This is a genomic window from Streptomyces sp. NPDC026394 (assembly GCF_055567735.1).
In genome coordinates, this window is record NZ_JBVHPX010000005.1 from 356,033 (window position 1) to 381,428 (window position 25,396).

20 protein-coding genes, 1 tRNA gene and 1 pseudogene are annotated in these 25,396 nt (G+C 72.7%); 18 read left to right on the forward strand and 4 right to left on the reverse strand.

What is annotated here, in order from left to right:
• Positions 1-4 precede the first annotated feature (4 nt).
• Positions 5-78, reverse strand: a tRNA-Pro gene (locus ACZ4QV_RS15275).
• Positions 79-239: 161 nt separating this feature from the next.
• Here ACZ4QV_RS15275 and ACZ4QV_RS15280 point away from each other — a divergent pair.
• The 6 genes from ACZ4QV_RS15280 to ACZ4QV_RS15305 all read left to right on the forward strand — a co-directional run bounded on the left by ACZ4QV_RS15280 (position 240) and on the right by ACZ4QV_RS15305 (position 8,027).
• Complete coding sequence (locus tag ACZ4QV_RS15280; protein WP_361156250.1) at positions 240-611, forward strand: DUF488 domain-containing protein; 372 nt, start codon at positions 240-242, stop codon at positions 609-611.
• A gap of 148 nt (positions 612-759) precedes the next feature.
• Positions 760-1,953, forward strand: coding sequence for an argininosuccinate synthase (locus ACZ4QV_RS15285; RefSeq protein ID WP_361156248.1), 1,194 nt, complete (start codon positions 760-762; stop codon positions 1,951-1,953).
• Positions 1,954-2,079: 126 nt separating this feature from the next.
• Positions 2,080-3,507, forward strand: coding sequence for an argininosuccinate lyase (gene argH, locus ACZ4QV_RS15290; RefSeq protein ID WP_361614567.1), 1,428 nt, complete (start codon positions 2,080-2,082; stop codon positions 3,505-3,507).
• 185 nt (positions 3,508-3,692) lie between these two features.
• Positions 3,693-4,244 (forward strand): TetR/AcrR family transcriptional regulator, encoded by a 552-nt coding sequence (locus ACZ4QV_RS15295; protein ID WP_361156243.1) that lies wholly within the window; start codon positions 3,693-3,695, stop codon positions 4,242-4,244.
• Positions 4,241-5,827 carry an MFS transporter gene (locus ACZ4QV_RS15300; RefSeq protein WP_361156240.1) on the forward strand — a complete coding sequence of 529 codons (1,587 nt, stop codon included), beginning with the start codon at positions 4,241-4,243 and terminating at the stop codon, positions 5,825-5,827. Before ACZ4QV_RS15295 ends, ACZ4QV_RS15300 begins: the two co-directional genes overlap by 4 nt.
• Before the next feature lie 268 nt (positions 5,828-6,095).
• Positions 6,096-8,027: a bifunctional metallophosphatase/5'-nucleotidase gene (locus ACZ4QV_RS15305; protein ID WP_467762984.1), complete on the forward strand. Its 1,932-nt coding sequence runs from the start codon at positions 6,096-6,098 to the stop codon at positions 8,025-8,027.
• 107 nt (positions 8,028-8,134) lie between these two features.
• On the opposite strand, the gene ACZ4QV_RS15310 is transcribed toward ACZ4QV_RS15305, so the two are convergent.
• Positions 8,135-8,803, reverse strand: coding sequence for a lysophospholipid acyltransferase family protein (locus ACZ4QV_RS15310; RefSeq protein ID WP_361156237.1), 669 nt, complete (start codon positions 8,801-8,803; stop codon positions 8,135-8,137).
• Between the two features lie 251 nt (positions 8,804-9,054).
• Here ACZ4QV_RS15310 and ACZ4QV_RS15315 point away from each other — a divergent pair, with 251 nt between their 5' ends.
• The 3 genes and pseudogenes from ACZ4QV_RS15315 to ACZ4QV_RS15325 all read left to right on the forward strand — a co-directional run bounded on the left by ACZ4QV_RS15315 (position 9,055) and on the right by ACZ4QV_RS15325 (position 11,504).
• Complete coding sequence (locus tag ACZ4QV_RS15315; RefSeq protein ID WP_361156234.1) at positions 9,055-10,203, forward strand: glycerophosphodiester phosphodiesterase; 1,149 nt, start codon at positions 9,055-9,057, stop codon at positions 10,201-10,203.
• A gap of 118 nt (positions 10,204-10,321) precedes the next feature.
• A pseudogene (locus ACZ4QV_RS15320) lies at positions 10,322-10,843 on the forward strand (sigma-70 RNA polymerase sigma factor region 4 domain-containing protein); the annotation flags it as partial.
• Between the two features lie 142 nt (positions 10,844-10,985).
• The gene (locus ACZ4QV_RS15325; RefSeq protein WP_467762964.1) at positions 10,986-11,504 is read left to right on the forward strand and encodes a GNAT family N-acetyltransferase; all 519 of its coding nucleotides are present in this window, start codon (positions 10,986-10,988) and stop codon (positions 11,502-11,504) included.
• A 41-nt stretch (positions 11,505-11,545) separates the two neighbouring features.
• On the opposite strand, the gene ACZ4QV_RS15330 is transcribed toward ACZ4QV_RS15325, so the two are convergent.
• Both ACZ4QV_RS15330 and ACZ4QV_RS15335 read right to left on the reverse strand, forming a co-directional pair.
• Entirely contained in the window at positions 11,546-11,998 is a 453-nt protein-coding gene (locus tag ACZ4QV_RS15330) for a hypothetical protein (RefSeq protein ID WP_361589919.1), read from the reverse strand.
• Positions 11,991-12,359: a hypothetical protein gene (locus tag ACZ4QV_RS15335; protein WP_361589916.1), complete on the reverse strand. Its 369-nt coding sequence runs from the start codon at positions 12,357-12,359 to the stop codon at positions 11,991-11,993. The genes ACZ4QV_RS15330 and ACZ4QV_RS15335 overlap by 8 nt, the downstream gene beginning before the upstream one ends.
• A 193-nt stretch (positions 12,360-12,552) precedes the next feature.
• Here ACZ4QV_RS15335 and ACZ4QV_RS15340 point away from each other — a divergent pair, with 193 nt between their 5' ends.
• The 9 genes from ACZ4QV_RS15340 to ACZ4QV_RS15380 all read left to right on the forward strand — a co-directional run bounded on the left by ACZ4QV_RS15340 (position 12,553) and on the right by ACZ4QV_RS15380 (position 25,333).
• Positions 12,553-13,200, forward strand: coding sequence for an HAD family hydrolase (locus tag ACZ4QV_RS15340; protein ID WP_361156221.1), 648 nt, complete (start codon positions 12,553-12,555; stop codon positions 13,198-13,200).
• 376 nt (positions 13,201-13,576) lie between these two features.
• Positions 13,577-14,638, forward strand: coding sequence for a methionine ABC transporter ATP-binding protein (locus ACZ4QV_RS15345; protein WP_361156218.1), 1,062 nt, complete (start codon positions 13,577-13,579; stop codon positions 14,636-14,638).
• Positions 14,635-15,411: a methionine ABC transporter permease gene (locus tag ACZ4QV_RS15350; protein WP_361156215.1), complete on the forward strand. Its 777-nt coding sequence runs from the start codon at positions 14,635-14,637 to the stop codon at positions 15,409-15,411. The genes ACZ4QV_RS15345 and ACZ4QV_RS15350 overlap by 4 nt, the downstream gene beginning before the upstream one ends.
• Positions 15,412-15,516: 105 nt before the next feature.
• Positions 15,517-16,377 (forward strand): MetQ/NlpA family ABC transporter substrate-binding protein, encoded by an 861-nt coding sequence (locus ACZ4QV_RS15355; RefSeq protein ID WP_361156213.1) that lies wholly within the window; start codon positions 15,517-15,519, stop codon positions 16,375-16,377.
• Between the two features lie 193 nt (positions 16,378-16,570).
• Positions 16,571-17,206 carry a GNAT family N-acetyltransferase gene (locus ACZ4QV_RS15360; protein WP_361156210.1) on the forward strand — a complete coding sequence of 212 codons (636 nt, stop codon included), beginning with the start codon at positions 16,571-16,573 and terminating at the stop codon, positions 17,204-17,206.
• A 272-nt stretch (positions 17,207-17,478) separates the two neighbouring features.
• Positions 17,479-18,693, forward strand: a complete 1,215-nt coding sequence (gene cbiE, locus ACZ4QV_RS15365; RefSeq protein WP_361589908.1) for a precorrin-6y C5,15-methyltransferase (decarboxylating) subunit CbiE — start codon at positions 17,479-17,481, stop codon at positions 18,691-18,693.
• Between the two features lie 237 nt (positions 18,694-18,930).
• Entirely contained in the window at positions 18,931-22,992 is a 4,062-nt protein-coding gene (cobT, locus tag ACZ4QV_RS15370; protein WP_467762965.1) for a nicotinate-nucleotide--dimethylbenzimidazole phosphoribosyltransferase, read from the forward strand.
• A gap of 228 nt (positions 22,993-23,220) precedes the next feature.
• Positions 23,221-24,444 (forward strand): uroporphyrinogen-III C-methyltransferase, encoded by a 1,224-nt coding sequence (gene cobA / locus ACZ4QV_RS15375; RefSeq protein ID WP_361589902.1) that lies wholly within the window; start codon positions 23,221-23,223, stop codon positions 24,442-24,444.
• A 46-nt stretch (positions 24,445-24,490) separates the two neighbouring features.
• Positions 24,491-25,333 (forward strand): TrmH family RNA methyltransferase, encoded by an 843-nt coding sequence (locus tag ACZ4QV_RS15380; protein WP_361589899.1) that lies wholly within the window; start codon positions 24,491-24,493, stop codon positions 25,331-25,333.
• The last annotated feature ends 63 nt before the right edge of the window (positions 25,334-25,396 follow it).

Genomic DNA, 25,396 nt, shown 5'->3' on the forward strand with positions numbered 1-25,396 from the left:
ACCGTCGGGACGACAGGATTTGAACCTGCGACCCCTTGACCCCCAGTCAAGTGCGCTACCAAGCTGCGCCACGTCCCGGTGCTCGCTTCGGCCGGGTTTTCCCGGTCGCGGCGTGCACAAGAAAAATACCCTGTCCGGGCCCCTGATTCCAAAGCGGGGTCCTCGCAAGGGTGCAGAACGGCCGAAAAAGGGCGAGGGAGTGCCGCGCGGGTCGGGTGGGGGCGTGCTTCCATGGCGCCATGGGTGATCGGCAAGGGCCGGGGAAGGTCCGGCAGCGTCGCGTGTACGAGGAGCCCGAGGCCGGGGACGGGGTGCGGGTGCTCGTGGACCGGCTGTGGCCGCGGGGGGTGGCGAAGGAGGCCGCGCGGCTGGACGAGTGGTGCAAGGACGTGGCGCCGTCGAAGGAGCTGCGTACCTGGTACGGGCACCGGGCCGAGCGGTACGAGGAGTTCGCCGCGCGGTATCGGGAGGAGCTGGCGGCTTCGCCGGCGGCGGAGGCCCTGGAGCGGCTGCGGGAGTATGCGGCGGCCGGGCCGCTCACCCTGTTGACCGCGACCAAGAGCATGGAGCTGAGCCATGTGACGGTGCTGGTGGAGGTTCTGGGGGAGTAGCGGGTGCGGGGGCTGCGCGTCGCGTTTGACCTGCGGTGATGCCTCGGGCGGGCCGTGCGGCTGCGCCATTCGTGTGAAGCGCGTTGACGAATCATGCGGTGGAGTGCATAGTTATACCCATCAGCGTATGCACCGTAAGGAGAAACCCGTGACCGAGCGCGTCGTACTCGCCTACTCGGGCGGCCTGGACACCTCCGTCGCCATCGGCTGGATCGCCGAGGAGACGGGCGCCGAGGTCATCGCCGTGGCTGTGGATGTCGGCCAGGGCGGTGAAGACCTGGACGTCATCCGCAAGCGCGCGCTCGCCTGTGGCGCGGTCGAGGCGGAGGTCGCGGACGCCAAGGACGAATTCGCCGACGAGTACTGCCTGCCGGCGATCAAGGCCAACGCGCTGTACATGGACCGGTACCCGCTGGTCTCCGCGCTGTCCCGGCCCACGATCGTCAAGCACCTGGTGGCCGCCGCCAAGAAGCACGGCGCGAGCACCGTGGCGCACGGCTGCACCGGCAAGGGGAACGACCAGGTGCGGTTCGAGGCGGGGATTTCCTCGCTGGCTCCTGATCTGAAGTGCATCGCCCCGGTCCGGGACTACGCGATGACGCGGGACAAGGCGATCGCGTTCTGCGAGAGCAAGAACCTGCCGATCACCACGACCAAGAAGTCGCCGTACTCGATCGACCAGAACGTCTTCGGGCGGGCCGTGGAGACCGGCTTCCTGGAGGACATCTGGAACGCGCCGATCGAGGACGTGTACGAGTACACATCCAACCCGGCCACCCCGCGCGAGGCCGACGAGCTGGTCATCACCTTCAAGGAGGGGGTGCCGGTCGCGATCGACGGGAAGCCGGTCTCCGTGCTCCAGGCGATCCAGCAGCTCAACGAGCGGGCCGGGGCGCACGGGATCGGCCGGATCGACATGGTCGAGGACCGGCTGGTCGGCATCAAGTCCCGGGAGGTCTACGAGGCGCCCGGCGCGATCGCGCTGATCACCGCCCACCAGGAGCTGGAGAGCGTCACCGTCGAGCGTGAGCTGGCCCGCTACAAGCGGCAGGTCGAGCAGCGGTGGGGCGAGCTGGTCTACGACGGTCTGTGGTTCTCGCCGCTGAAGCGGGCCCTGGACGGGTTCATCGAGGAAGCGAACCAGGCGGTCTCCGGTGACATCCGGATGACGCTGCACGGTGGGCGCGCGGTGGTCACCGGGCGGCGGTCCGAGCAGTCGCTGTACGACTTCAACCTGGCGACGTACGACACGGGCGACACCTTCGACCAGTCGCTGTCGAAGGGCTTCATCGAGATCTTCGGCATGTCGTCGAAGATCGCCGCCAAGCGGGATCTGGCGTAAGGGCGGAAAGCCCAGGGGCGGAATGCCGTCACGGGCCGGGGCGCTGCCCCGGCCCCGTCCCCGGTGGCCGGTTCCGTCCGGCCGCCGGGGATCTGTACATCCCACCATCCACGAGGAGCTGAGCAAGTGAGCAGCAACAGCGGTGACGTCCGGCTCTGGGGCGGCCGGTTCGCCGACGGGCCCGCCGAGGCCCTGGCGAAGCTGTCCGCCTCCGTCCACTTCGACTGGCGGCTGGCGCCGTACGACATCGCGGGTTCCCGTGCCCACGCGCGGGTGCTGAACAAGGCGGGGCTGCTCACCGAGGACGAGCTGACGCGGATGCTGGGCGGGCTGGACCGGCTGGAAGCCGACGTCGCCGACGGGAGTTTCGTCGGCACGGTCGAGGACGAGGACGTGCACACCGCGCTGGAGCGGGGGCTGCTGGAGCGGCTCGGTCCGGACCTCGGCGGCAAGCTGCGGGCCGGGCGGTCCCGTAACGACCAGGTCGCCACGTTGTTCCGGATGTATCTGCGCGATCACGCCCGGATCATCGGCGGACTGATCGCGGATCTTCAGGAGGCGCTGGTCGGCCTCGCGGAGGCGCATCCGGAGGTGGCGATGCCGGGCCGTACGCACCTCCAGCACGCGCAGCCGGTGCTGTTCGCGCACCATGTCCTCGCACACGTCCAGGCGCTGTCGCGGAACGCGGAGCGGCTGCGGCAGTGGGACACGCGGACGGCGGTCTCGCCGTACGGGTCGGGCGCGCTGGCGGGTTCCTCGCTCGGGCTGGACCCGGAGGCGGTCGCCGCCGATCTCGGGTTCGAGGGCGGCAGCGCGGCCAACTCCATCGACGGGACGGCGTCCCGGGACTTCGTCGCCGAGTTCGCGTTCATCACCGCGATGATCGGCGTCGACCTGTCCCGGATCGCCGAGGAGATCATCATCTGGAACACGAAGGAGTTCTCCTTCGTGACCCTGCACGACGCCTTCTCCACCGGTTCCTCGATCATGCCGCAGAAGAAGAACCCGGACATCGCCGAGCTGGCGCGCGGCAAGTCCGGTCGGCTGGTCGGCAATCTGACGGGCCTCATGGCCACCCTGAAGGCGCTGCCGCTCGCGTACAACCGGGATCTCCAGGAGGACAAGGAGCCGGTCTTCGACTCATGCGACCAGTTGGAGATCCTGCTGCCGGCGTTCACCGGGATGATGGCCACGCTGACCGTCAACCGGGAGCGGATGGCGGAACTGGCCCCGGCCGGGTTCTCGCTGGCCACGGACATCGCCGAGTGGCTGGTACGGCAGGGCGTGCCGTTCCGGGTGGCGCACGAGGTCGCCGGGGGGTGTGTCAAGGAATGCGAGCGGCACGGCATCGAGCTGGACGAGCTGAGCGACGAGCAGTTCGCCGCCATCTCGCCGCACCTGACGCCGGAGGTCCGTACGGTCCTGAACGTGCCGGGCGCGCTCGCCTCGCGCAGCGGCCGGGGCGGCACGGCCCCGTCCGCCGTCGCCGTCCAGCTGGCGGAGGTCAAGGCGGACCTGGCGGCGCAGCGGGAGTGGGTGGACGCCAAGCGCTGAGCACCTGTTCACCTGCATGAAGACGGCGGGTGCGAGCACCGGACGGCGGTGTTCGCATCCGGGCCGCGGCCCCTTCGGAGATGTCCGGAGGGGCCGCGGCCATTTCCGGGAGGGGGAGGGCGAGGGGGAGGGGCGGCAAGGGAAAACGTGAGACGTTCGTGTCTCATTCGGGTACCCTATGTCTCATGGCCGTTGACCGAGAACACGTACTGAAAGAAGCCGCCGGCCTGCTCACCCGCAAGGCGACCGCCGGCATGGACGAGATCGCCAAGGCCGCCGGCATCAGCCGCGCCACCCTCCACCGGCACTTCGCGGGCCGTGACGCCCTGATCAAAGCGCTGGAGGAGCTGGGCATCGAGCAGTTCACCGAGGCGCTGGACGCCGCCCGCCTGGACGAGGACGACGCCGTCTCGGCGCTGCGCCGGCTGATCACCGAGTCCGAGCCCGTCGCCGGCTTCCTGTCCTTCCTCTACACCGAGAACCAGCTCTTCGAGGGCGAGGAGGTCAACGACGGCTGGGCGCGGCTGGACGCCCGCATCCACGCCCTGTTCCGGCGCGGCCAGGAGGAAGGCGACTTCCGGATCGACCTGACGCCCGTCTGGCTCACCGAGGCGCTGTACGGGCTGATCGGCGCCGGCGCGTGGGCCGTGCACGAGGGGCGCGTCGCCCGCAGAGACCTCGACCACTCGATCGCCGAGCTGCTGCTCGGCGGCATCCGACGGAGCATGGAGAAATGAGCAAGCCCGCCAAGGAGACCGCGGAGCGCACCGGCGCCACCGCGGAGGACCAGCCCCGCCCCGGACGCTGGCTCGCGCTCGCCGTCCTGGTCCTCGCCGTCCTGCTGGTCGGCGTGGACGCCACCGTCCTGGGCCTGGCCACCCCGTTCCTCAGCGAGGACCTGCGCCCGTCCGGCACCCAGCTGCTGTGGATCGGTGACGTCTACTCGTTCGTCATCGCCGGTCTGCTGGTCTCCATGGGCAGCCTCGGCGACCGCGTCGGACGCAAGAAGCTGCTGCTGACCGGATCGGTCGTGTTCGGCGCCATGTCGGTGCTCGCGGCGTACGCGGGCAGCCCGGCCATGATGATCGTGGCGCGGGCGCTGCTGGGTGTGGCGGGCGCGACGCTGATGCCGTCCACCCTCGCGCTGATCCGCAACCTCTTCCACGACCCCAAGGAACGCAGCCTGGCCATCGGCATCTGGGGCGCCATGGCCTCGGCGGGCGCGGCCGTCGGCCCGGTGCTCGGCGGTTTCCTGCTGGGCCACTTCTGGTGGGGCTCGGTCTTCCTGATCAACCTGCCGGTGATGGCACTGCTGGTGATCATCGGTGCCAAGGTGCTGCCGGAGTCCCGCAACCCGAACCCCGGGCCGTGGGACCTGCCCAGCGTGGGCCTGTCCCTGGTGGGCATGGTCGGCGTCGTCTACGCGGTCAAGGAAGCGGCGGTGCACGGCTTCCGCTGGGACATCGCGGCGGCCGCCGTCCTCGGGCTGCTCGCGCTGGTCACCTTCGTGCGCCGGCAGCAGTCCCTGAAGTCGCCGCTGCTGGACATGAAGCTCTTCCAGCACCGCGGCTTCTCCGGCGCCGTACTGGCCGACCTGCTGACCATCCTGGGCCTGTCCGGTCTGGTCTTCTTCCTCTCACAGTTCCTCCAGATGGTGCAGTTGCGCTCGCCGCTCAACGCGGGCCTGGTCGAGCTGCCCGCCGCGATCGGCGCGGTGGGCGCGGGGCTGGCCGCCGGATACGTCGCCCGGCGGCTGTCCGTACGGCTCGTCGTCGCAGGCGGCCTGGGCGTGGTCGGCCTGGCCCTGGCCGGCTGCATCGGCCTGGGCCAGGACACCAGCACCTTCACCCTCGGCGCGATCCTGTTCGCCGTCGGCGTCGGGGCGGGCTTCGCCTTCACCGTCACCGCTGACGTGATCCTCTCCAGCGTGCCCAAGGAGCAGGCGGGCGCCGCTTCCGCGGTCTCGGAGACGGCGTACGAACTGGGCGCCGCCCTCGGCATCGCGCTGCTCGGCTCCATCGTCACCAGCATCTACCGGGACTTCGCCACGCCGCACGGCGTGCCCGAGGCGACCGCGAACGCCGCCAGGGAGTCGCTCGGCGGCGCCGTCGAGGCGTCCGGCACCCTCCCGGCCGACGCCGGGGCCGGTCTGCTGAAGGCCGCCCAGCACGCGTTCGTCGACGGCCTGGACACCGCGGCCGGGGTCGGCGCGGCCGTCCTGATCGCCGCCGCCTGCGCCGCGTGGTTCCTGCTGCGCGGGCAGCGGCTGGAGGACGGCTCCGCCGGAGTGGAGCCCGAACCCGAGGTCACGCATCACTGATCCGGGTGGTCCGTGCGGCTGTCCATCACCGATCCGGGTGATCTGTGACATCACGTATCACTGATCCGAGTGATTCGTGAGAGCGTGCCGCACCGACCCGTGTGGTCCGTGGTACCGGGCGGGGGACGGCAGTTGTCCCCCGCCCGTTCACATTCCGGCCGCCTCGTGTGGGCCGGGAGGCTCCCATGGCTCGTTTGACTCTCCAGTCGTTCCCCCGCACTCGGGCACTCTCTGGAGGGTGACGACCTTGGCAGAGCTCGGCAGACGCATGTTCCTCACCGCGGCGGGGGCTCTGGCCACCGCCAGCGCGGTCGGCACCCACGCCTTCGCCTCCGGCCACGCGCGCGACGCGCGGTCCGCTGACGAGTACGTGGACGTGCAACTGCTCAACATCACCGATCTTCACGGATACCTCCAGGCGGCCCCGGGCAGCAGCTCGGTCATCACCGGCGCCGGTGGCAGGAAGTACACCGTGGGCGGCGTGGCCTACATGGCCGCGCACCTCGAACGGCTGCGGGCGGACCGCGCCAACTCCCTCTTCTTCGCGCCCGGCGACCTCTTCTCCGGCTGGGAGTTCGCCGCCGAGTCGCTCGCCGACGAACCGACCGTCGAAGCCCTCAACCGGATGGGCCTGGACTTCGCCTCGGCCGGCAACCACGAGTTCGACAAGTCACCCGCCTTCCTCTCCCAGCACATGGTGGACGGCATCTCCTATCCGACGGTCGACTGGGACAACTCCTTCGTCGACTCCTCCGGACAGCGTTTCCACGGCGCCGACTTCGCGTACTACGGCGCCAACACGGTCTGGGCCCGCAGCGGGGAACCGGTCCTGCCGCCGTACAACATCGAGTGGGTGGACGCCGGCCAGGGACGGCGGCTGCCGATCGGTTTCATCCACCTGACCGCCATCGGCACCGAGACCATGCCGGCCTCCTACCAGCCCGGACTGCGCACCCTCGACCAACTGGCCACCGCCAACCGCTGCGCCGCCGAACTGAAGTCACGCGGCGTCAACGCGATCGTGCTCAGCATGCACGACGGCGCGGTGGCCGGCGGCGACTTCAACAGCGGCACCAACCCTTCGGGCCCCGCCTACGAACTGGCGCTGCGCTGCTCGCCGGACATCGACGCCATCGTCTGCGGCCACTGGCACACCGCGTTCACCATGATGGTCCCCGACCCCGACGGCGTACCCCGTCCGTTCGTCGAGGCCGGCTGCCACGGCCAGATCATCAACGAGATCAGCCTCCGGCTGGACCCGGCCACCGGCAAGGTCGTCCGCGAGCTGACCACCTCCACCAACCACCCCAACACCCGCGACGTGGCCCCCCACCCGGAACTGTCGGACGTCGTCAAGTACTGGGCCGGATACGGGACCCGACGCGCCGCGCTGCCACTCGGCAAGCAGTCCGCCTCCTTCACCCGGGCCCGCAACGCGGCGGGCGAGAGCACCATGGGCGACCTGGTGGCCGACTGGGCACTGTGGGCCGGGCGGCAGCCGCAGGGCCCGATGAACGACGCCAACCTCGACCCCGCCGCCCCCGCCGACCTGGCCCTCATCGCCATCGCGCCGCGCATCGGGCAGGCCATCATCGCCGGGGACCTCACGTACGACGCCGCGACGAACGGCACGGTCGCCTTCGGCAAGGCGTGGAACGCGGTCGGCTTCGGCGACCCGATCGTCACGGCCACCGTCACCGGGCAGCAGCTCCACGACGCGCTGGAGCAGCAGTGGACCGTGCCGGTCGGCGGCGGTCTGAAGTACGCGCCGCTGGCCGTCTCCGCCAACGTCCGCTACAGCTTCGACGCGACGGGCCCGGCGGGCGACCGGGTCGACCCGGCCGACGTGTTCATCGACGGCATCGCGCTGGACGTGTCCCGCTCGTACCGTGTCGCGGCGCCGTCGTACACGCTGCTCAACCAGGACGGTTATCCGGCGTTCACGGGCTTCACCCGTCCCTTCCGGCACCAGCGCGACTTCGAGAGCTTCGTGGCGTACGTCAAGGAGCGAGGGCGCCTCGACCCCGCGCCGCTGGACCGGGTGACGGTGAAGAACAGCAGCGCCCCGGGCGCACGGATCGGCACGACCACGGTCCCGCCACGGCTGCGCAGCGCGGAGGGCAAGGTGCTGCCCCGGGCCGAGGCCGCGATGCTCGCCGCCGGGCGGCCCTCGGCGGAAGGATTCCGCGTGCCTTGCTAGCCGTACGGACGGCCGGAGGACGGCGGTACGGAAACAGCGCCGCGGCAACGCGCAGGGCCCCGCCCGGGATCGGACGGGGCCCTGCGTCCAGCGGGTCCGGGCGGCGGTCAGGCCGCGCGTGCCTTGGTGGCGTACATGTCCACGTACTCCTGGCCGGACAGCTCCATGACGTCGCTCATCACCTCGTCGGTGACGGCCCGCAGCACGTAGCGGTCCCGGTCCATGCCCTCGTAGCGGGAGAAGTCCAGCGGCTCACCGAAACGGCAGGTCACCGGCGCCAGGTGCGGGCGGCCCTTGCCGCCGGGCTGCACCTTGTCGGTGCCGATCATCGCGAACGGCACGACGGGCGCACCGGTCGTCAGGGCGAGGCGGGCGATGCCGGTACGGCCGCGGTACAGCCGGCCGTCGGGGGAGCGGGTGCCCTCGGGGTAGATGCCGAAGATCTTCCCCTCCTCCAGGATGCGGCGGCCGGTCATCAGCGCGGCGACGCCGCCGTGCCCGCCGTCCCGGTCCACCGGGATCATGCCGGCGGTGGTGAAGAACCAGGCCATCAGCCGGCCCTTGAGGCCCTTGCCGTTCACGTACTCGTCCTTGCCGATGAAGAACACCTGGCGCTTGACGATGAGCGAGAGGAACAGCGAGTCGATGAAGGTGACGTGGTTGCCGGCCAGGATCACCGGCCCACTGCCCGGGATGCGCTCCGCGCCCTCGACCTTCGGGCGGAACAGGACACGCATGACGAATCCGAGGAACGCCTTCAGCAGGATGCGGGACAACGGGCCCTCCGGTCGTGGGTGGTCTGCGGCGGCCGCCGCGAGCGTGCACGAGTATGCAGCCCAGGACGATACTCGTCGGCCGGCCCCGATCGCACATCGGGTTCACGGGACCGATACGCAGAGTTGACATCCGTTTCCCCCACGTTGGGGGCCGGGTCTCCCCTCAGAAAGGTGTACGTGCCTAGGATCGCCCCGACCCATTGACAGGTGCCGGACACCCTCACCGGCGCCGTGGAGCGAGGAGCGCGATCATGCAGGAACGGCAGCAGCCGGGACGCCGGACGGTACTGGGCGCGGCGGCCCTCGGCGCGGGCGCGGCGGTCTGGGGCGGCACCGGCACGGCGAGCGCCGCGAGTTCCCGCGGGCGCGGCCACGGCGCCCACGGCGAGCTGCCCGTACCGCTGATCGTCGGCCACCGCGGCGCCAGCGGCTACCGCCCCGAGCACACCCTCGGCTCCTACCAGCTCGCCCTGGACATGGGCGCGGACGTCATCGAGCAGGACGTCGTGCCGACCAAGGACGGCCACCTCGTCTGCCGCCACGAGAACGACATCACCGCCACCACGGACGTCTCCGCGCACCCGGAGTTCGCGAACCGCAAGACCACCAAGACGGTGGACGGGGCCAAGCTCACCGGCTGGTTCACCGAGGACTTCACGCTCGCCGAACTGAAGACGCTCCGGGCGAAGGAGCGCATTCCGGGCACCCGGCAGCACAACACCCTTTATGACGGCGTGTGGGACGTACCCACCTTCGAAGAGGTGCTGAAGTGGGCCGACCGCGAGGGCCGCAGGCGCGGCCGCCGCATCTGGCTGCACATCGAGACCAAGCACCCCACCTACTTCCGCAAGCTGGGCCTGGGCCTGGAGGAACGTCTCGCCAGGCTGCTGCGCAAGTACGGACGGCACAAGAAGCACGCGCCCAACTTCCTGCAGTCCTTCGAGCCCAGCAGCATCCAGCGGCTCGACAAGCTCGTCGACTGCCCCAAGGTCGTCCTGCTGGGCACCCTCAAGGACCGCCCCTGGGACTTCGAGGTGGCGGGCGACCCGCGCACCACCGCCGACCTGGTCGAGCCCGCCGGCCTGAAGTGGATCTCCGGCTTCGCGCAGGGCATCGGCCCGGACCTGACCGTCATCCTCCCGCGCACCAAGGACGACAAGCTGGGCACACCTTCCTCCGTCGTCAAGGACGCGCACGCCGCCGGACTGGTCCTGCACCCCTACACCGGCCGCAACGAGAACACCTTCCTGCCCGCCGACTTCCGCCGCGGCACCGACCCGAACGCGTACGGCGACGCGCTGGGCTACTTCAAGAAGTGCCTGGCCACCGGCATCGACGGCCTCTTCTCCGACAACTGCGACACGGCGCTGCTGGCCGCCGCCGAGTTCCGCAAGCACTGATCCGCGCGCACGCCGGGCCGGCGCCGGCAGGCGTCAACCCGGCACCGCCGGCGCCCCGGCCGGGTGAGGCCGGGGCGCCGGCGAAACCACCCGGCGCCGCCGCCACGTCTCGCACGCCATGCGGCACGCCACCACGGACGACGACCTCATTCGCACGCTGCGCCCCCTGCTCACCGCCGAAGTCGCGGCCGAAGCGGCCGCCGCGGGAGCCGACGCCGAAGACCTCGAACAGGGCGTGTGGACCCGGCTGCTGGAACACACCCGCGAGGCCGGACCGCCCGCCGAACCCGCCCGCTGGCTGCGCCACGCGGTCCGCGCCGAAGCCCGCGGCGCACGGCGGCTGGCGCAGTGGGAGACCCCGTACGACCCCACCGGACCGCAGCCGCCGATCGCCGCCGTCGCCGAACGCGCGGCCCTGGAGGCCGAGGCACGCCGGGCGCTGCTCGCCGCCGCCGAACGGCTCCCCGGACGCTGCCCCGCCCTGGTGCGCGCCCTGTTGTCCGGCTCCGACCTCACCTACCGCGAAATCGCGTCCGCGTTGGGAATGTCACAGGGGAGCTTGGGGCCGGTCCGTTCCCGTTGCCTGGGATGCCTGCGCAGAATGCTCACGGCGGAGGTTGCCGCTGCGCGAAACCGGGGAGTCCGGAAGCAGCAGCGTCAGTCACGCCACGACGGCGGCGTGCACCCCACGGCGCCGTCGGTCAGGGCAACCGGTCCGGGCGTACCCTCGCACCCTCTGCGCGCCCGGGCGCACCGAACCGAACAAGGGGAGGCAAACGCGCATGGGCACGAGCGTGACCGTCTCGACAGCGACCGACCAGGACGCCGAGCAGATCCTCAAACTCCAGTACCTCTGCTACCAGCCGGAGGCCGCGCTGTACGACGACTACTCGATCCAGCCGCTCACCCAGACCCTGGATGACCTGCGTGCCGAACTGAGCGACGCCTGCGTGGTGGTGGCCCGGCTCGGCACGGAGGTCGTCGGGGCGGTACGCGGCACGGTCGACGCCGACGGCACCGCCGCCATCGGCACGCTCGTCGTCCACCCGCGGATGCAGCGCCACGGCCTCGGCGGACGGCTGCTGACCGCCGTCGAGGAGCGGCTGACCACGGAGCGCTCGGCCAAGCGCTACCGGCTGACCGCCGGGCACCGCAGCGAGGGCAACCTGCGGCTCTACCGCAGCCACGGTTACGCCCCTGTCGGCACCGAGCAGGTGAGCCCCCGGCTCAGCCGCATCACGCTGGAGAAGGAGGCGGCCGGCGTGGAAGGCGCGCCGCAGGACTACGTGGCGAGCGCCTGACCGGCCGGTCCCGCACAGCGGGGGCCCCGCCGGGCAGCGCGTCACGCCCGGCGGGCCCGCCGCAGCCAGAGCAGGCCGGTCACCGGCAGGAAGATCGGGATGAAGAGGTAGCCCATCCCGAAGTTCGACCAGACGGTCGCGTCGGGGAAGGCGGAGCGGTCCACCAGCGTCCACGTACCGACGCCGAGCACGCCGAGCAGCTCCAGCGCACAGCAGACGACCGCCGCCCTGCGGGCCCCCTCCCCGCCGCGCACCAGCGAGAACAGGATGAAGGCGTAGACCACCGCGGAGACCGCGGACAGGATGTACGCCAGCGGCGCCCGGTCGAACTGCGCGATCAGCTGGTAGGACGCGCGCGACGCGGCGGCGACGGTGAAGACGCCGTACAGGGCCACCAGCAGCCGTCCGGGGCCGGTGCCCAGGGAGCGCCGCTCCCCGGTGGAGCCCTTCGGCGCGGCCTCGGAGGGCCGGGCTCCCGCGGATGTCTCAGGCATGGCCGCCTCCCCAGATGTCGAACAGCCGCACTTCCAGTACGGCGAGGACCACCGCGCCCGCGGCGACGGTGGCCGAGCCCCAGCGGGTCCGCTCCGAGAGCGACAGGAAACCGGTGGCCGGCACGCAGGCCGCCGCCCCGATCAGATAGGCGACGAAGATCGCCGTACCGTCCCGCGGTGTCTGGCCGCCGCCCAACTGCACCAGCCCGACGATCAGTTGGACCACGGCCGACAGCGAGACCACGGCCATGCCGATGAAGTGCCAGTCCTTCGTCGGCTCGTCACGGTACGCGGCGAAGCCGCACCAGGCGGCCAGGGCGAGAGCGGTCACGCCGATCACGGCCGTCAGCGCGTCGATCACCGGGACCTCCGCGCGGCGCGGCTGCGCGCAGTGGAGAAAAGGGGCATGAGAGGACTCTAATCGGCGGCCGGGGGGCGGGAGCGCGCGGCCCCGCCGGACGCGCGCGGCGGCTTCTCCGGACCCTGTGACCACGCCTTACGGTCATGCGCGGGCACTCCCGGCAGTCACCCCGCGTCACGTACCCTGGCGCGGCATGAAGATCTCCGCGGCCGCACTGCTCTTCGACAACGACGGCACCCTCGTCTCCTCCATGGACTCCGTGTACCGCTGCTGGACGCGGTGGGCCGGGGAGTACGGCATCACGGCCGAGGAATTCGCCCGGGTCGAGCTGCACGGCCGTCCGGCCGCCGAGATCATCGGCGATCTGCTGCCCGCCGCCCGGATACCCGAGGCGCTGGCCCGGATCGAGCAGCTGGAGGTCGAGGACGTCGCGGGCGGCGTGGTGGCGCTGCCCGGCACCCTCGCGCTGCTGTCGCAGTTGCCGCCGGAGCGCTGGGCGGTCGTCACCTCCGCCACCTCCCGTCTCGCGCAGGCCCGGCTCGCCGAGGTCGGCATCCACCCGAAGACCCTGATAGCCGCCGACGACATCACCCGCGGCAAGCCCGACCCCGAGCCGTTCCTGCTGGCCGCCCGGCGGCTGGGCGTGGACCCGGCCGACTGCGTGGTCTTCGAGGACGCGCCCGCCGGGCTGCGGTCCGGCCGTGCGGCCGGCATGACCACCGTGGCGTTGACCACAACCCACCCGGCCGCCGAGCTGTCCGCCGACGTGCTCGTCGAGGACCTGTCGGCGGTGTCCGCGCAGGCCACGGCGGACGGCCTGGAGATCGTCACGGCGGACTGACCGGCCGTCCACCCCTCGGTCGGTCCTGTCCGCCATACGGACAGGCTTGATCCGGCCGTACGCCTGTCTGGTTTACTGGCGAACATGACCACGACGAGCAACCGCACCCCTGCGACCGAGGCGCCCCTGACGCCCGGTGCTCGTTGCATGTGTCGAATGTGTGACCGCTGAGGGCCCCCGCCGAGCCTCGCGCCCCGAAGCGAGACCCGCCGCCGTGCGTCGTGCGAGACGTGCACCCCCGTACCCGGCCGCCCCGCGTCACCGGAACCCGAAGCCGGGCCACCGCGCCCTCCGGGTCCCCCATGCCGCACTCCGCAATGAATGCCCCGTGCCCGGCGGGCGAGCCGCCCGGCACACGACAGTGACGGAATTCCCAGTGATCACCACAACGGGCCTGACCAAGGTCTACCGCTCAGGAGACCGCGAAGTCACCGCCCTGGACGGCGTCGATCTGCACGTCCGCGAGGGCGAGGTGTACGGCGTCATCGGCCAGAGCGGCGCCGGAAAATCCACCCTCATCCGCTGCGTCAACCTCCTGGAGCGCCCCACCTCCGGCACGGTCACCGTCGCCGGCCAGGAGCTGACCTCGCTGGCCGGAAACGGACAGCGCGCCAACGCCGCGCTGCGTGCCGCGCGCAGCCGCATCGGCATGGTCTTCCAGCACTTCAACCTGCTGTCCTCGCGCACCGTCCAGGACAACATCGAGCTGCCGCTGGAGATCCTCAAGGTCGACCGCCGCGAGCGCTCCCGCAAGGCGCTGGAACTGCTCGACCTCGTCGGCCTCGCCGACAAGGCCAAGGCGTACCCCGCCCAGCTCTCCGGCGGCCAGAAGCAGCGCGTCGGCATCGCCCGCGCCCTGGCCGGCGACCCCAAGGTGCTGCTCTCCGACGAGGCCACCAGCGCCCTGGACCCGGAGACCACCCGCTCCATCCTCCAGCTGCTGCGCGATCTCAACCGCCAGCTCGGCCTGACCGTGCTGCTGATCACACACGAGATGGACGTGGTCAAGACGATCTGCGACTCGGCCGCGCTGATGAAGAACGGCCGCGTCGTCGAGCAGGGCACCGTCTCGGAACTGCTCGCCACCCCCGGCTCCGAGCTGGCCCGCGAGCTGTTCCCGGTCGGCGGCGAGCCCTCCGGACCGGACCGGACCGTCGTGGACGTCACCTTCCACGGCGAGGCCGCCACCCGCCCGGTGATCTCCGAGCTGTCCCGTACGTACAACGTGGACATCTCCATCCTCGGCGCCGCCATGGACACCGTCGGCGGCAAGCAGATCGGCCGGATGCGCATCGAGCTGCCCGGGCGCTTCGAGGAGAACGTCGTACCCATCGGCTTCCTGCGCGAGCAGGGTCTCCAGGTGGACGTGGCCGGCGACCCGGCCGAGCCCGCGACGACGGCGCCCGCCGGCGCGCTGGTGAAGGAAGGTGCCAAGTGACCTGGTCGCAGATGCAGCCGCTGCTGTACAACAACACGCTCGACACGCTCTTCATGGTGTGGTGGTCGACGTTCTACGCCGTCCTGTTCGGCATCCCGCTCGGTGTCCTGCTGATCCTGACCGACCGCGGCGGCATCCTGCAGAACGTCGTGGTCAACAAGATCATCGGCGCGGTGGTGAACATCGGCCGGTCCTTCCCCTTCCTGATCCTGATGGTCGCGCTGATCCCCTTCACGCGCCTGCTCGTCGGCGTCTCCATCGGCCCGACGGGCGCGGTGGTGCCCCTGGTCATCGCCGCCATCCCGTTCTTCGCCCGGCTCGTCGAGGCCGCGCTGCGCGAGGTCGACCACGGGCTGGTCGAGGCCGCCCAGTCGATGGGCGGCGGCACCTGGACGATCGTCTTCAAGGTGCTGCTCCCGCAGGCGCTGCCCGCGCTGGTCGCGGCCGTGACCACCACCGTCATCACGCTGATCGGCTACTCCGCCATCGCCGGCGCGGTGGGCGGCGGCGGCCTGGGCAACCTGGCCTACACCTACGGCTACCTCCAGTACGAGACCAACCTCATGATCATCACCATCGTGCTGCTGATCGTCCTGGTCATCGCCGTCCAGCTGCTCGGCGACCTGATCGTGCGCAGGCTGGCCCGCCGCGGCAGCCGCGGCTCCTCCTCCGTACGCGTCGGACTGCGCAAGGCACCCGCCCCGGCCGCTGCCGCCGGGCAGCCCGACGGGGCCGCACCCGCCGACGCCCCGAAGGAGCGCGTCGGCGTCTGAGACCGGGTCCGGCGGACCCTCTTGAGCCCGGACCCTTTGCCGGGCGCACCCCGCGCGGAGCCGTCGGCCCCGCGCGACCGAGAAACCGAGATAGGGGCACTCTTCGTGCGTACCACCCGCAACATCACCGTGGCCGCCGTCGCCGCGGCAGCCGTCGCCCTCGGCGCGAGCGCCTGCAGCGCGCCCTCCGACGTCTCCTCCTCCGGAGGAAAGAAGGCGGACAGCAGCGCGCCGCTGACCGTCGCCGCCAGCCCCACCCCGCACGGGGCGATCCTCAACTTCGTCCGCGACAAGCTCGCGGCGAAGGAAGGGCTCACGCTGGAGGTGAAGGAGTTCAACGACTACAACCTGCCGAACAAGGTCACCGAGGACGGCCAGGTCGACGCGAACTTCTTCCAGCACAAGCCGTTCCTCGACACCTACAACAAGAAGAACGGCACCCACGTCGTGCCGGTCGTCAACGTGGCCATCGAGCCGCTCGGCGTCTACTCGAAGAAGGTCGGGAAGCTCTCCGAGCTGACCGCCGGCAACACCGTCTCCGTGCCGAACGACCCCTCCAACGAGGGCCGCGCGCTCAAGCTGCTCGCCGACAACGGCGTCATCACCCTCAAGAAGGGCGTCGGCGCCGACGCGAAGCTGACCGACGTCGAGGACGCCAAGGGCATCAAGCTCACCGAGCTGGAGGCCGGACAGGTCGCGCCGCGCCTCGCCGACGTGGACGCCGCCGTCATCAACGGCAACTTCGCCATCGGCGCCCAGCTCAAGCCCTCCACCGACGCGCTCGCCCTGGAGAAGGCCGAGGGCAACCCGTACGCCAACTTCCTGGCCGTCAAGAAGGGCAACGAGGACGACCCGCGGGTCAAGAAGCTGGCGAAGTTGCTGAACTCGCCCGAGGTCAAGAAGTTCATCGAGGACAAGTACACCGACGGCTCGGTGCTCCCGGCCTTCGGCGCGCCCCAGAGCTGATCGCCGTCACCGCAGGTCAGCACCGTAGGGACGGCTGAGCCTGGCAGCCGACGGGCCCCGGACGCGCTCTGTGCGCCGCCGGGGCCCGCGTGCGTGGCACATCCCCGGTCGGATGCTGCATCCTGGTGCACTCAAGACGGTCAACAGGGCCCGAACTTCGGAGCAGCACGGTCAACGGCGTTGGAGCAGCGGCATGACATCCACCTTTCCGGACATCTCCATCAGCACGGATCGGTTGGTGCTTCGCCCGTTCGAAGAGGCCGACGTGCCCGCGCTCACCGAGATGATGAACGACGAGCTGACCGCCGCCTGGACCGCGCGGCCGCAGCCGTACACCACCGACACCGCCCGTGACTGGGCCACCCGCCGGTCCGCCGCGGTCCGCACCGAAGGCCGCGGCATCGCCTTCGCCGTCACCGAGTTCCTCACCCAGCGCCTGGTCGGCACGGTCGAACTCGACCACACCGACTGGCGCATCCTGAGCACCGAGGTCGCCTACGTCACCGCCCCCTGGGCGCGCGGCGAGGGCTACGCCTGCGAATCCGTCCTCGCCGTCGCGCAGTGGCTCTTCAGGGACCAGAAGTTCGAACGGGTCGAGCTGCGCACCGCCGCCGACAACACCGCCGCCCAGCAGGTGGCCCAGAAGGTCGGCTGCATCAGCGAGGGCGTGCTGCGCAACGCCTGGATAGCCCGCTCGCGCACCGAGGACGGCGGCTGGGCGGACATCCGTACGGACCTGATCGTGTGGAGCCTGCTGCCCGAGGACCTCGACGGCGTACCGGGCCGGATGGCCGACGCCAACGGCTTCGCCTACCCCGAGTGGAACTGACCCGCGCCGCCGGGCCCCGCGCGGCGGGAACGGCCCGGCGCCCGCGCCGCCGGCCCGCGCGACCGGGCGGTTCCGGCCACCGGTACCCCGGCCCGCCTCGCTGTGGTCCGGACCTCTCGGGGTAGTCTCGGCCTGCCCGCCGGACGCCGTGACCGGCTGACCGCCGCCGCGCGAGACGCCCGGTGTGTCCGCGAGAGTTCAGTGTTCCGCAGCGCTGTCCCGTATTGCCCCGCCCTGTTCCGTAGCAAGCGAAGTTCAGGAGACTGACGACGATGGCCGACCGGGTCACGGTGATCGGGTGGGACGGTTCGCCGTTGACCGCCGCCGCCCGCTCCGCCCTCGGCGCGGCGACCCTGGTGGCCGGCGCCGCCCACCATCTCGCCCTGCCCGAAGTGCCCCCGCACGCCGAACACATCCGGCTGGGCAGCGTGGGACTGGCCGCCCGCCGCATCGCCCAGCACCGCGGCACCGCCGTGGTCCTCGCCGACGGCGACCCCGGCTTCTTCGGTGTCGTACGGACCCTGCGGGCACCCGAGCACGGCCTGGAGGTCGAGGTGGTGCCCGCCGTCTCGTCCGTCGCGGCCGCCTTCGCCCGCGCCGGGATGCCCTGGGACGACGCCCAGATCGTCGTCGCCCACAGCCGCGACCTGCGACGGGCGGTCAACGTCTGCCGCGCGCACACCAAGGTGGCGGTGCTCACCGCGCCCGGCGCCGGCCCCGCCGAACTCGCCCTGCTGCTGGACGGCGTCCACCGCACCTTCGTCATCTGCGAGGAACTGGGCACCGGGCGTGAGCAGGTGACGGTCCTCACCTCCGACAAGGTCGCCGACCACGTCTGGCGCGACCCCAACGTCGTCATCGTCGTCGGCGGGGCCAACGCCGCCACCCAGGGCAGCGGCTGGCTGGCGGGGCGCGACGTCGCCTACCCGACGCCGCCGCGCGGCTGGGGACTGCCCGCACAGGCGTACGGCGGCGTCCTGGACGAGGGGGAATCCGTCCAGCTGCGCAGTGCCCAGCTCGCCCGCCTCGGGCCCCGGCCCGGGGACCTCGTCTGGGACATCGGCGCGGGCAGCGGCGCCGCCGCCGTCGAGGCCGCGCGCTTCGGCGCCGCCGTCATCGCCGTGGACGCCGCCCCGGACGCCTGCGAGCGCACCGCTGCGGTCGCCCGCCGGTACGGCGTCCAGCTCCAGGTCGTCCAGGGGCGGGCGCCCCAGGTGCTGGAGGACCTCCCGGAACCGGACGTCGTACGGGTCGGCGGCGGGGGAGCGGCGGTGGTCACCGCCTGCGCCGCCCGCCGGCCCGAGCGCATCGTGACGCACGCGTCGACCCGCGACGAGGCCGAGGCGATCGGCCGCGCGCTGGCCGACGGCGGCTACGAGACCGAGTGCGCGCTGCTCCAGTCCGTCGAACTGGACACCTCCGCCTGGGTCGAGCGGGAACGCGCCGTCGTCTTCCTGCTCAGCGGCTACCGGGTTGCTCACCCGTGACCCGCTCCGCAACCGGCGCGGGGTAGGCTGGCGGATCGTTGCGCCGCCGCCCCACGTTCGGTTTCGTACGCCAATATCCGGAACATGCTGTGGTTTTGGCCGTAAATGAAGCACTCAAGGGCGGACGTGCCGCGAGGCGCGCTCGCTCGTTCTAGCTATAGGGGCGGTCGGCGCGCCGCGGTGGAGCGCGTCGCACGAGCGGTTGGAAGGAGCACTACCAATGGGCGAGGGGTACGCATGACCGACACCGGCCAGGTCCCGGGCGAGGGACTGCCGGAGAACGCAGGCGCACAGCCCGGACAGCCGCAGCCGGCGGCCGTTCCCCCGCCTGCCGATGCCGGCCCGACGCAGCCGCCGGGGACGCCCCAGGCGCCCGACGCGTACACCTTCCTGGACCCCGCCGACGCGGGCACCGAGGACGACGACCTGCTGCTGATGCCGGGCGCCCAGGGCGCGTGGGGCAGCGAGCAGCAGCACCACCAGCCGCAGTACCCGCAGCAGGCCCAGCCGTCGCAAGGGGCGCCCGGGCAGACCGTGCCCGAGCAGGCCGGTCCGTACGACTCCGCGCCGCTCGGCGCCATGGCGTACGAGCCGGTGCCGCCGGAGGCCGGCGACCACGAGAGCGGCGGCCGCGACTCGGCCTCCGTCGACCTGGGCGGCGTACGCGTACCGCCGCCCGCCGCGCCGCAACAGGCCCCCGCGCCGCCGCGCCGCCCCCTGCACATGGGCCCGCCGGTGCCCGACGCGAGCGGCGGCGTGGTCCGCTCGCTCGCCGACCGCGGCCCGGCCGGCGCGCCGCCGAGCACTCCGGTGCGCGGCAACCCCGGCCCGCCGACGACCGGCCCCGAGTACCTGGACGTCGAGGAGGGCGGGCAGCAGCCGGAAGCCCCTGCCGCCGCCCCCGCCGCGCAGCAGGCGCCCGCCGAGGCCTACGCGGCGCCCGGCACGGCACCGCTGCCCGGGCCGCAGCTCGGCGAGATCCCCGTACAGACGCCCGCGCAGGTTCCCTTCTGGGACAGTGCTCCGGCGCAGGCGGCCCCGGTGGCGCCGGTCGCGGCACAGGCCGCCGTCGCGGTGCAGGCCGCTCCGGACGCGGCCACGGCCGCCGGGACGGCACCGGCTCCGGACGCGGTCGAGGCTCCGGTCCCGGACGCCGTCGCGGCTGCAGAATCGGTCGATCGCGGTGCTGAGGAGGCTGCGGTGACCGATGTGACGACGGCCGATGTGGCGGCCGACGTGACGACGGAGCCGGCCGAGGCCCAGGCGGAGCCGGCCGAAGCCGCTGCCCCGGCAGCGCAGCCGGAGCCCGCTCCGGAAGGCGCCGAGGGCGCGCCGGAGGCCGCCCCGGAGGTCACGTCGCAGGCGGCCGCCGACGGCAGCGAGCAGGCGGCGGAGGCCGTGGCGGAGGAGCCCGTGGTGGCGGAAGCCGTGACGGCCGAGCCCGCGGTGGCGGAACAGCAGGCACCGGCCGACGAGACCGCGCCCGCCGAGCAGCCTGTACCGGCCGAGCAGCCGGCCCCCGAAGCCGGGGGCACGCAGCCGGGAGAGGCGGTCCAGGACGTGACCGGCGCAGGCGTGACGACGCACGCCACGGGCACGGCCGACGGCCCGCAGCCCGCGGCACCGGCCCAGGTGCCGCAGCCCATACAGGTCGCCGAAGAGGCACCGGCCGCCCCTGCCGGGACGCCCGCGGCAGCCCAGGAGACGGCCGCCCCGGCCGCCGAGCAGACGGAGAGCGCCGCCGAGGACCGGGAAGCCACGGTCGGGACGGCTCCCGACGCGCCCGGCGCGGAAGACCCCGCGGCCCCCGTGGAGGCCGAGGCCGCCCCGGCCGCACCGGAGCAGGACCAGGTCGTACGGAAGCAGGACCAAGCCGTACCGGAGCAGGACCAGGTCGTACGGGAGCAGGACCAAGCCGTCCCGGAGCAGGACCAAGCCGTACGGGAGCAGGACCAGACCGTACCGGAGCAGGAGCAGGCCGCCGTGCCCGTCACCGACGTACCGCAGGAGGCCGTCGCCCCGGGCGGAGAGCCGCAGCCGCAGGCAGCCGACGCGGCACCGGCCGCACCGGAGGCGGTCGCCGAGCAGCAGGCCGGCGTGCCCGCGGCGGCTCCGGCCGCCGCCGCGCAGGCCCCGGCCGCCGAGGCCGTGCCCACGGACGCCGGGCAGGCCGCCATCCCGGTCGTCCCGGAGCAGCGGACCCCCGAGGCACAGGGCCCCGAGGCGACGGCCCCGGCCGCCGCGCACGCTCCGGCCGCCCCGGTGGCGGAGGAAGCCCAGACGCCCGCAGCCGAGGCCGTCCGGGCCGAGGCGCCGGAGGATGCCGCCGACCGGCCGGCCCCGGAGCAGGACGCCTCCGAACTCGTCCAGCTCGGCGAGGACCAGGACGGCGACGTCCAGGACGGTGACGTCCAGGAGGGCGACGGTAAGGACACGGTGCACGCTCCCGACGCCACGGCTGCCCCGGCGGACGCTCACCAGGAGCAGCCCACCGAGGCCCCCGCCGCGGAAGCCGGCCCCGAAGCCGGCGCGGAACCCGGGCCCGACACCGCCGCGCCCACGACGCCTCCGGCCACCGGCTACGACGACTCCGAGCGGGCCGCCGTGCACCGCGTCATGCGCGAACGCCGCGACATCCGCAACGGCTTCCGTCCCGACCCCATCCCCAACGAGGTGTTGCTGCGCGTCCTGGAGGCGGCCCACACCGCCCCCAGCGTCGGCCACTCCCAGCCCTGGGACTTCGTCGTCATCCGCTCGCAGGAGACCCGGGAGCGGATGCACCAGCTCGCCTCGGCGCAGCGCGAGGCGTACGCGAAGTCGCTGCCCAAGGCCCGCGCCAAGCAGTTCCGCGAGCTGAAGATCGAGGCCATCCTCGAAACGCCGGTCAACATCGTGGTGACCGCCGACGCGACCCGTGGCGGCCGGCACACCCTCGGCCGCCACACCCAGCCCCAGATGGCCCCGTACAGCTCCGCCCTCGCGGTGGAGAACCTGTGGCTGGCGGCCCGCGCCGAGGGCCTGGGCGTCGGCTGGGTCAGCTTCTTCGACGAGCGCGAGATGGTCCGCGAACTGGGCCTGCCCGACCACCTGGAGGTCGTCGCGTACCTCTGCGTCGGATTCGTCGACGAGTTCCCCGACGAGCCCGAGCTGATGCAGGCCGGCTGGGCCAAGCGCCGCCCGCTGTCCTGGGTCGTCCACGAGGAGACGTACGGCCGCCGCGCCCTGCCCGGCGAGGCACCCGCCGACCTCCTCCAGGAAACCCTCCAGGGCATCCGCCCGCTGGACGCCAAGGCGCTCGGCGAGGCGTGGGAGCGCCAGAAGCGGATGACCAAGCCCGCGGGCGCCCTCGGCATGCTGGAGATCATCTCCGCGCAGCTCTGCGGCCTGTCCCGCAAGTGCCCGCCGCCGATCCCGGAACCGGCTGCCGTCGCCGTCTTCGCGGGCGACCACGGCGTGCACGCCCAGGGCGTCACCCCCTGGCCCCAGGAGGTGACCGCGCAGATGGTCGCCAACTTCCTGGGCGGCGGCGCGGTCTGCAACGCCTTCGCCAACCAGGTGGGCGCCGAGGTCTGCGTCGTGGACGTGGGCGTGGCCGCCGACCTGCCGACCACCCCCGGCCTGCTGCCGCGCAAGATCCGGCCGGGCACCGCCGACTTCACCGTCGGGCCCGCGATGAGCCACGAAGAGGTGCTGCGCGCCCTCGAAGTGGGCATCGAGACCGCCCGCGACCTGGTGGCCGCCGGCAACAAGGCCCTGATCACCGGCGAGATGGGCATCGCCAACACCACCACCTCGGCCGCCCTGATCTCCGTCTACACCGAGACCGACCCCGCCGAGGTCACCGGCCGCGGGACCGGCATCAACGACGAGACGCACGCCCGCAAGGTCGACGTGGTCCGCCGCGGCCTGGAACTGCACCGGCCCGACCCCGGCGACCCCATCGGCGTCCTCGCCGCGGTCGGCGGCCTGGAGCACGCGGCGATGGCCGGCCTGATCCTCGGCGGCGCCTCGCTGCGTACGCCGGTCATCCTGGACGGTGTCAGCGCCGGAGCGGCCGCCCTGGTGGCCCGCGCCATCGCCCCCGAGGCGCTGGCCGCCTGCATCGCCGGCCACCGCAGCGCCGAGCCCGGCCACGTCGCCGCGCTCAACAAGCTCGGACTGCGCCCGCTGGTCGACCTCGACCTGCGGCTCGGCGAGGGCACCGGCGCCCTGCTGGCGCTGCCCGTCGTGCAGAGCGCCGCCCGCGCCATGCACGAGGTCGCCACCTTCGACTCCGCCGGAGTCACGGAGAAGAGCTGACCCACCGGCATCGGTCCCGTACCGGTGCCCGAGCATGACCCCCGGCCCGCAGCCACATAGGCTGTGGGCCGGGCCCGTACCCTCTCACCAGGTACGGAACCCCGGGGCTGAGCCGCCCCGCCCGCCAGCCGCTCCAGCGCCGTAGCGGCGAACGCGTCCCCGTTCCCCCGCCCGCGAGCGCTGCCCGCACCACGCGCCCCGCGCCACCGCACAAGGAGCCGTACCGTCATGGCCGAGCACGCCGAACACGCCGCCTACCCCGTCGGACTGCGCCTGTCCGGCCGCCGCGTGGTCGTCCTCGGCGGCGGCCAGGTCGCCCAGCGTCGCCTGCCCTCCCTGGTCGCCGCCGGCGCCGACGTCCTGCTGATCTCCCCGTCCGCCAAGCCGTCCGTCGAGGCGATGGCCGACACCGGTGAGATCCGTTGGGAGCGCCGCCGGTACGAGCCCGGGGACCTCGCGGACGCCTGGTACGCGCTCATCTCCACCGACGACCCCGAAGCCAACACGGCCGCCTCCCAGGAGGCCGAGGACCGCCGCGTGTGGTGCGTCCGCTCCGACGACGCGGAGGCCGCCACCGCCTGGACCCCGGCCACCGGCCGCAGCGAGGGCGTCACCGTCGCGGTCCTCACCGGCCGGGACCCGCGCCGCTCCGCCGCCGTACGGGACGCCATCGTCGAGGGCCTGCGCGACGGGACCCTCGCCGCCCCGCACCACCGCGCCCGGGCCACCGGCGTCGCCCTGGTCGGCGGCGGCCCCGGCGACCCCGACCTGATCACCGTGCGCGGCCGCCGCCTGCTCGCCGAGGCCGACGTGGTCATCGCCGACCGGCTCGGCCCCCGCGACCTGCTCGCCGAACTCCCGCCGCACGTCGAGGTCATCGACGCCGCGAAGATCCCGTACGGCCGGTTCATGGCCCAGGAGGCCATCAACAACGCCCTGATCGAGCACGCCCGCGCCGGAAAGACCGTGGTCCGCCTCAAGGGCGGCGACCCGTACGTCTTCGGCCGCGGCATGGAAGAGCTCCAGGCCCTCGCCGAGGCCGGCATCCCCTGCACCGTCGTCCCCGGCATCTCCAGCTCCATCAGCGTGCCCTCCGCCGCCGGCGTCCCCGTCACCCACCGCGGCGTCGCCCAGGAGTTCACCGTCGTCAGCGGCCATGTCGCGCCCGACGACGAGCGCTCCACCGTCGACTGGTCCGCCCTCGCCCGCCTGCGCGGCACCGTCGTCGTCCTCATGGGCGTCGAGAACAGCGGCGCCATCGCCGCCACGCTCATCGCCCACGGACGCGGCGCCGACACCCCCGTCGCCGTCGTCCAGGAAGGCACCACGGCGGCCCAGCGCCGGGTGGACGCCACCCTCGGCACCCTCGGCGAGACGGTACGGGCCGAGGGCATCCGCCCGCCCGCCGTCATCGTCATCGGCGACGTCGTCGCCGTGAACCCCGCCCCCTGACCCGCGAAACCTTTCGCCGGCCCGCACGGACAAGGCACCCCATCCCGTGGCTGAGATCATCACCGTCGACGACCCGGACGACCCGCGGCTGAGCGACTACACCGGCCTGACCGACGTCGAACTGCGACGCCGCCGCGAACCGGCCGAGGGCCTGTTCATCGCGGAGGGCGAGAAGGTCATCCGACGCGCCGAGCACGCCGGTTACGCGATGCGCTCGATGCTGCTGTCCGCCAAGTGGGTCGACGTCATGCGCGACGTCATCGACGAGGTCCCGGCCCCCGTCTACGTGGTCAGCCCGGCCCTCGCCGAACGCGTGACGGGCTACCACGTCCACCGCGGGGCCCTGGCGTCCATGGCCCGCAAACCCCTGCCGACGGCCGCCGAACTCCTGGCCCGCCCCGGCACCCGCCGGATCGCGGTCATGGAAGCCGTGAACGACCACACCAACATCGGCGCCATCTTCCGCAGCGCCGCCGCCCTCGGCATGGACGCCGTCCTGCTCTCCCCGGACTGCGCCGACCCCCTCTACCGACGCTCGGTGAAGGTCTCCATGGGCGCGGTCTTCGCCGTCCCGTACGCCCGCCTGGAGAACTGGCCCCGCGACCTCGAAACGGTCCGCGCGGCAGGCTTCCCCCTCCTGGCCCTCACCCCGGACGCCAAGGCGGTCCCCCTGGACGAGGTGGCACCCCACCGCCTGGACCGCGCGGCCCTGCTGCTCGGCGCCGAAGGCGACGGCCTCACCCCGCAGGCCCTACGGGCCGCCGACGCCTGGGTCCGCATCCCGATGGCCCACGACGTCGACTCCCTCAACGTGGGGGCGGCGGCAGCGGTGGCGTTCTACGCGGTGACGGCGGGGCGGGGGGAAACGGGCGGCGTGTCCACCCGATGAGCCTCGGTAGGTGCCGGTAGGCCCTGACAGGCTCCGGCTGGCCCCGTCAAGCCCCGTCAGGCT

Excerpts from the sequence above, each read along its gene's own strand:
- ACZ4QV_RS15280 (WP_361156250.1), top strand. The coding sequence starts at position 240 with ATGGGTGATCGGCAAGGGCCGGGGAAGGTCCGGCAGCGTCGCGTGTAC.
- ACZ4QV_RS15295 (WP_361156243.1), top strand. The coding sequence starts at position 3,693 with ATGGCCGTTGACCGAGAACACGTACTGAAAGAAGCCGCCGGCCTGCTC.
- ACZ4QV_RS15300 (WP_361156240.1), top strand. The coding sequence starts at position 4,241 with ATGAGCAAGCCCGCCAAGGAGACCGCGGAGCGCACCGGCGCCACCGCG.
- ACZ4QV_RS15305 (WP_467762984.1), top strand. The coding sequence starts at position 6,096 with ATGTTCCTCACCGCGGCGGGGGCTCTGGCCACCGCCAGCGCGGTCGGC.
- ACZ4QV_RS15315 (WP_361156234.1), top strand. The coding sequence starts at position 9,055 with ATGCAGGAACGGCAGCAGCCGGGACGCCGGACGGTACTGGGCGCGGCG.
- ACZ4QV_RS15325 (WP_467762964.1), top strand. The coding sequence starts at position 10,986 with ATGGGCACGAGCGTGACCGTCTCGACAGCGACCGACCAGGACGCCGAG.
- ACZ4QV_RS15330 (WP_361589919.1), bottom strand. The coding sequence starts at position 11,998 with ATGCCTGAGACATCCGCGGGAGCCCGGCCCTCCGAGGCCGCGCCGAAG.
- ACZ4QV_RS15340 (WP_361156221.1), top strand. The coding sequence starts at position 12,553 with ATGAAGATCTCCGCGGCCGCACTGCTCTTCGACAACGACGGCACCCTC.
- ACZ4QV_RS15360 (WP_361156210.1), top strand. The coding sequence starts at position 16,571 with ATGACATCCACCTTTCCGGACATCTCCATCAGCACGGATCGGTTGGTG.
- cbiE (WP_361589908.1), top strand. The coding sequence starts at position 17,479 with ATGGCCGACCGGGTCACGGTGATCGGGTGGGACGGTTCGCCGTTGACC.
- cobT (WP_467762965.1), top strand. The coding sequence starts at position 18,931 with ATGACCGACACCGGCCAGGTCCCGGGCGAGGGACTGCCGGAGAACGCA.
- cobA (WP_361589902.1), top strand. The coding sequence starts at position 23,221 with ATGGCCGAGCACGCCGAACACGCCGCCTACCCCGTCGGACTGCGCCTG.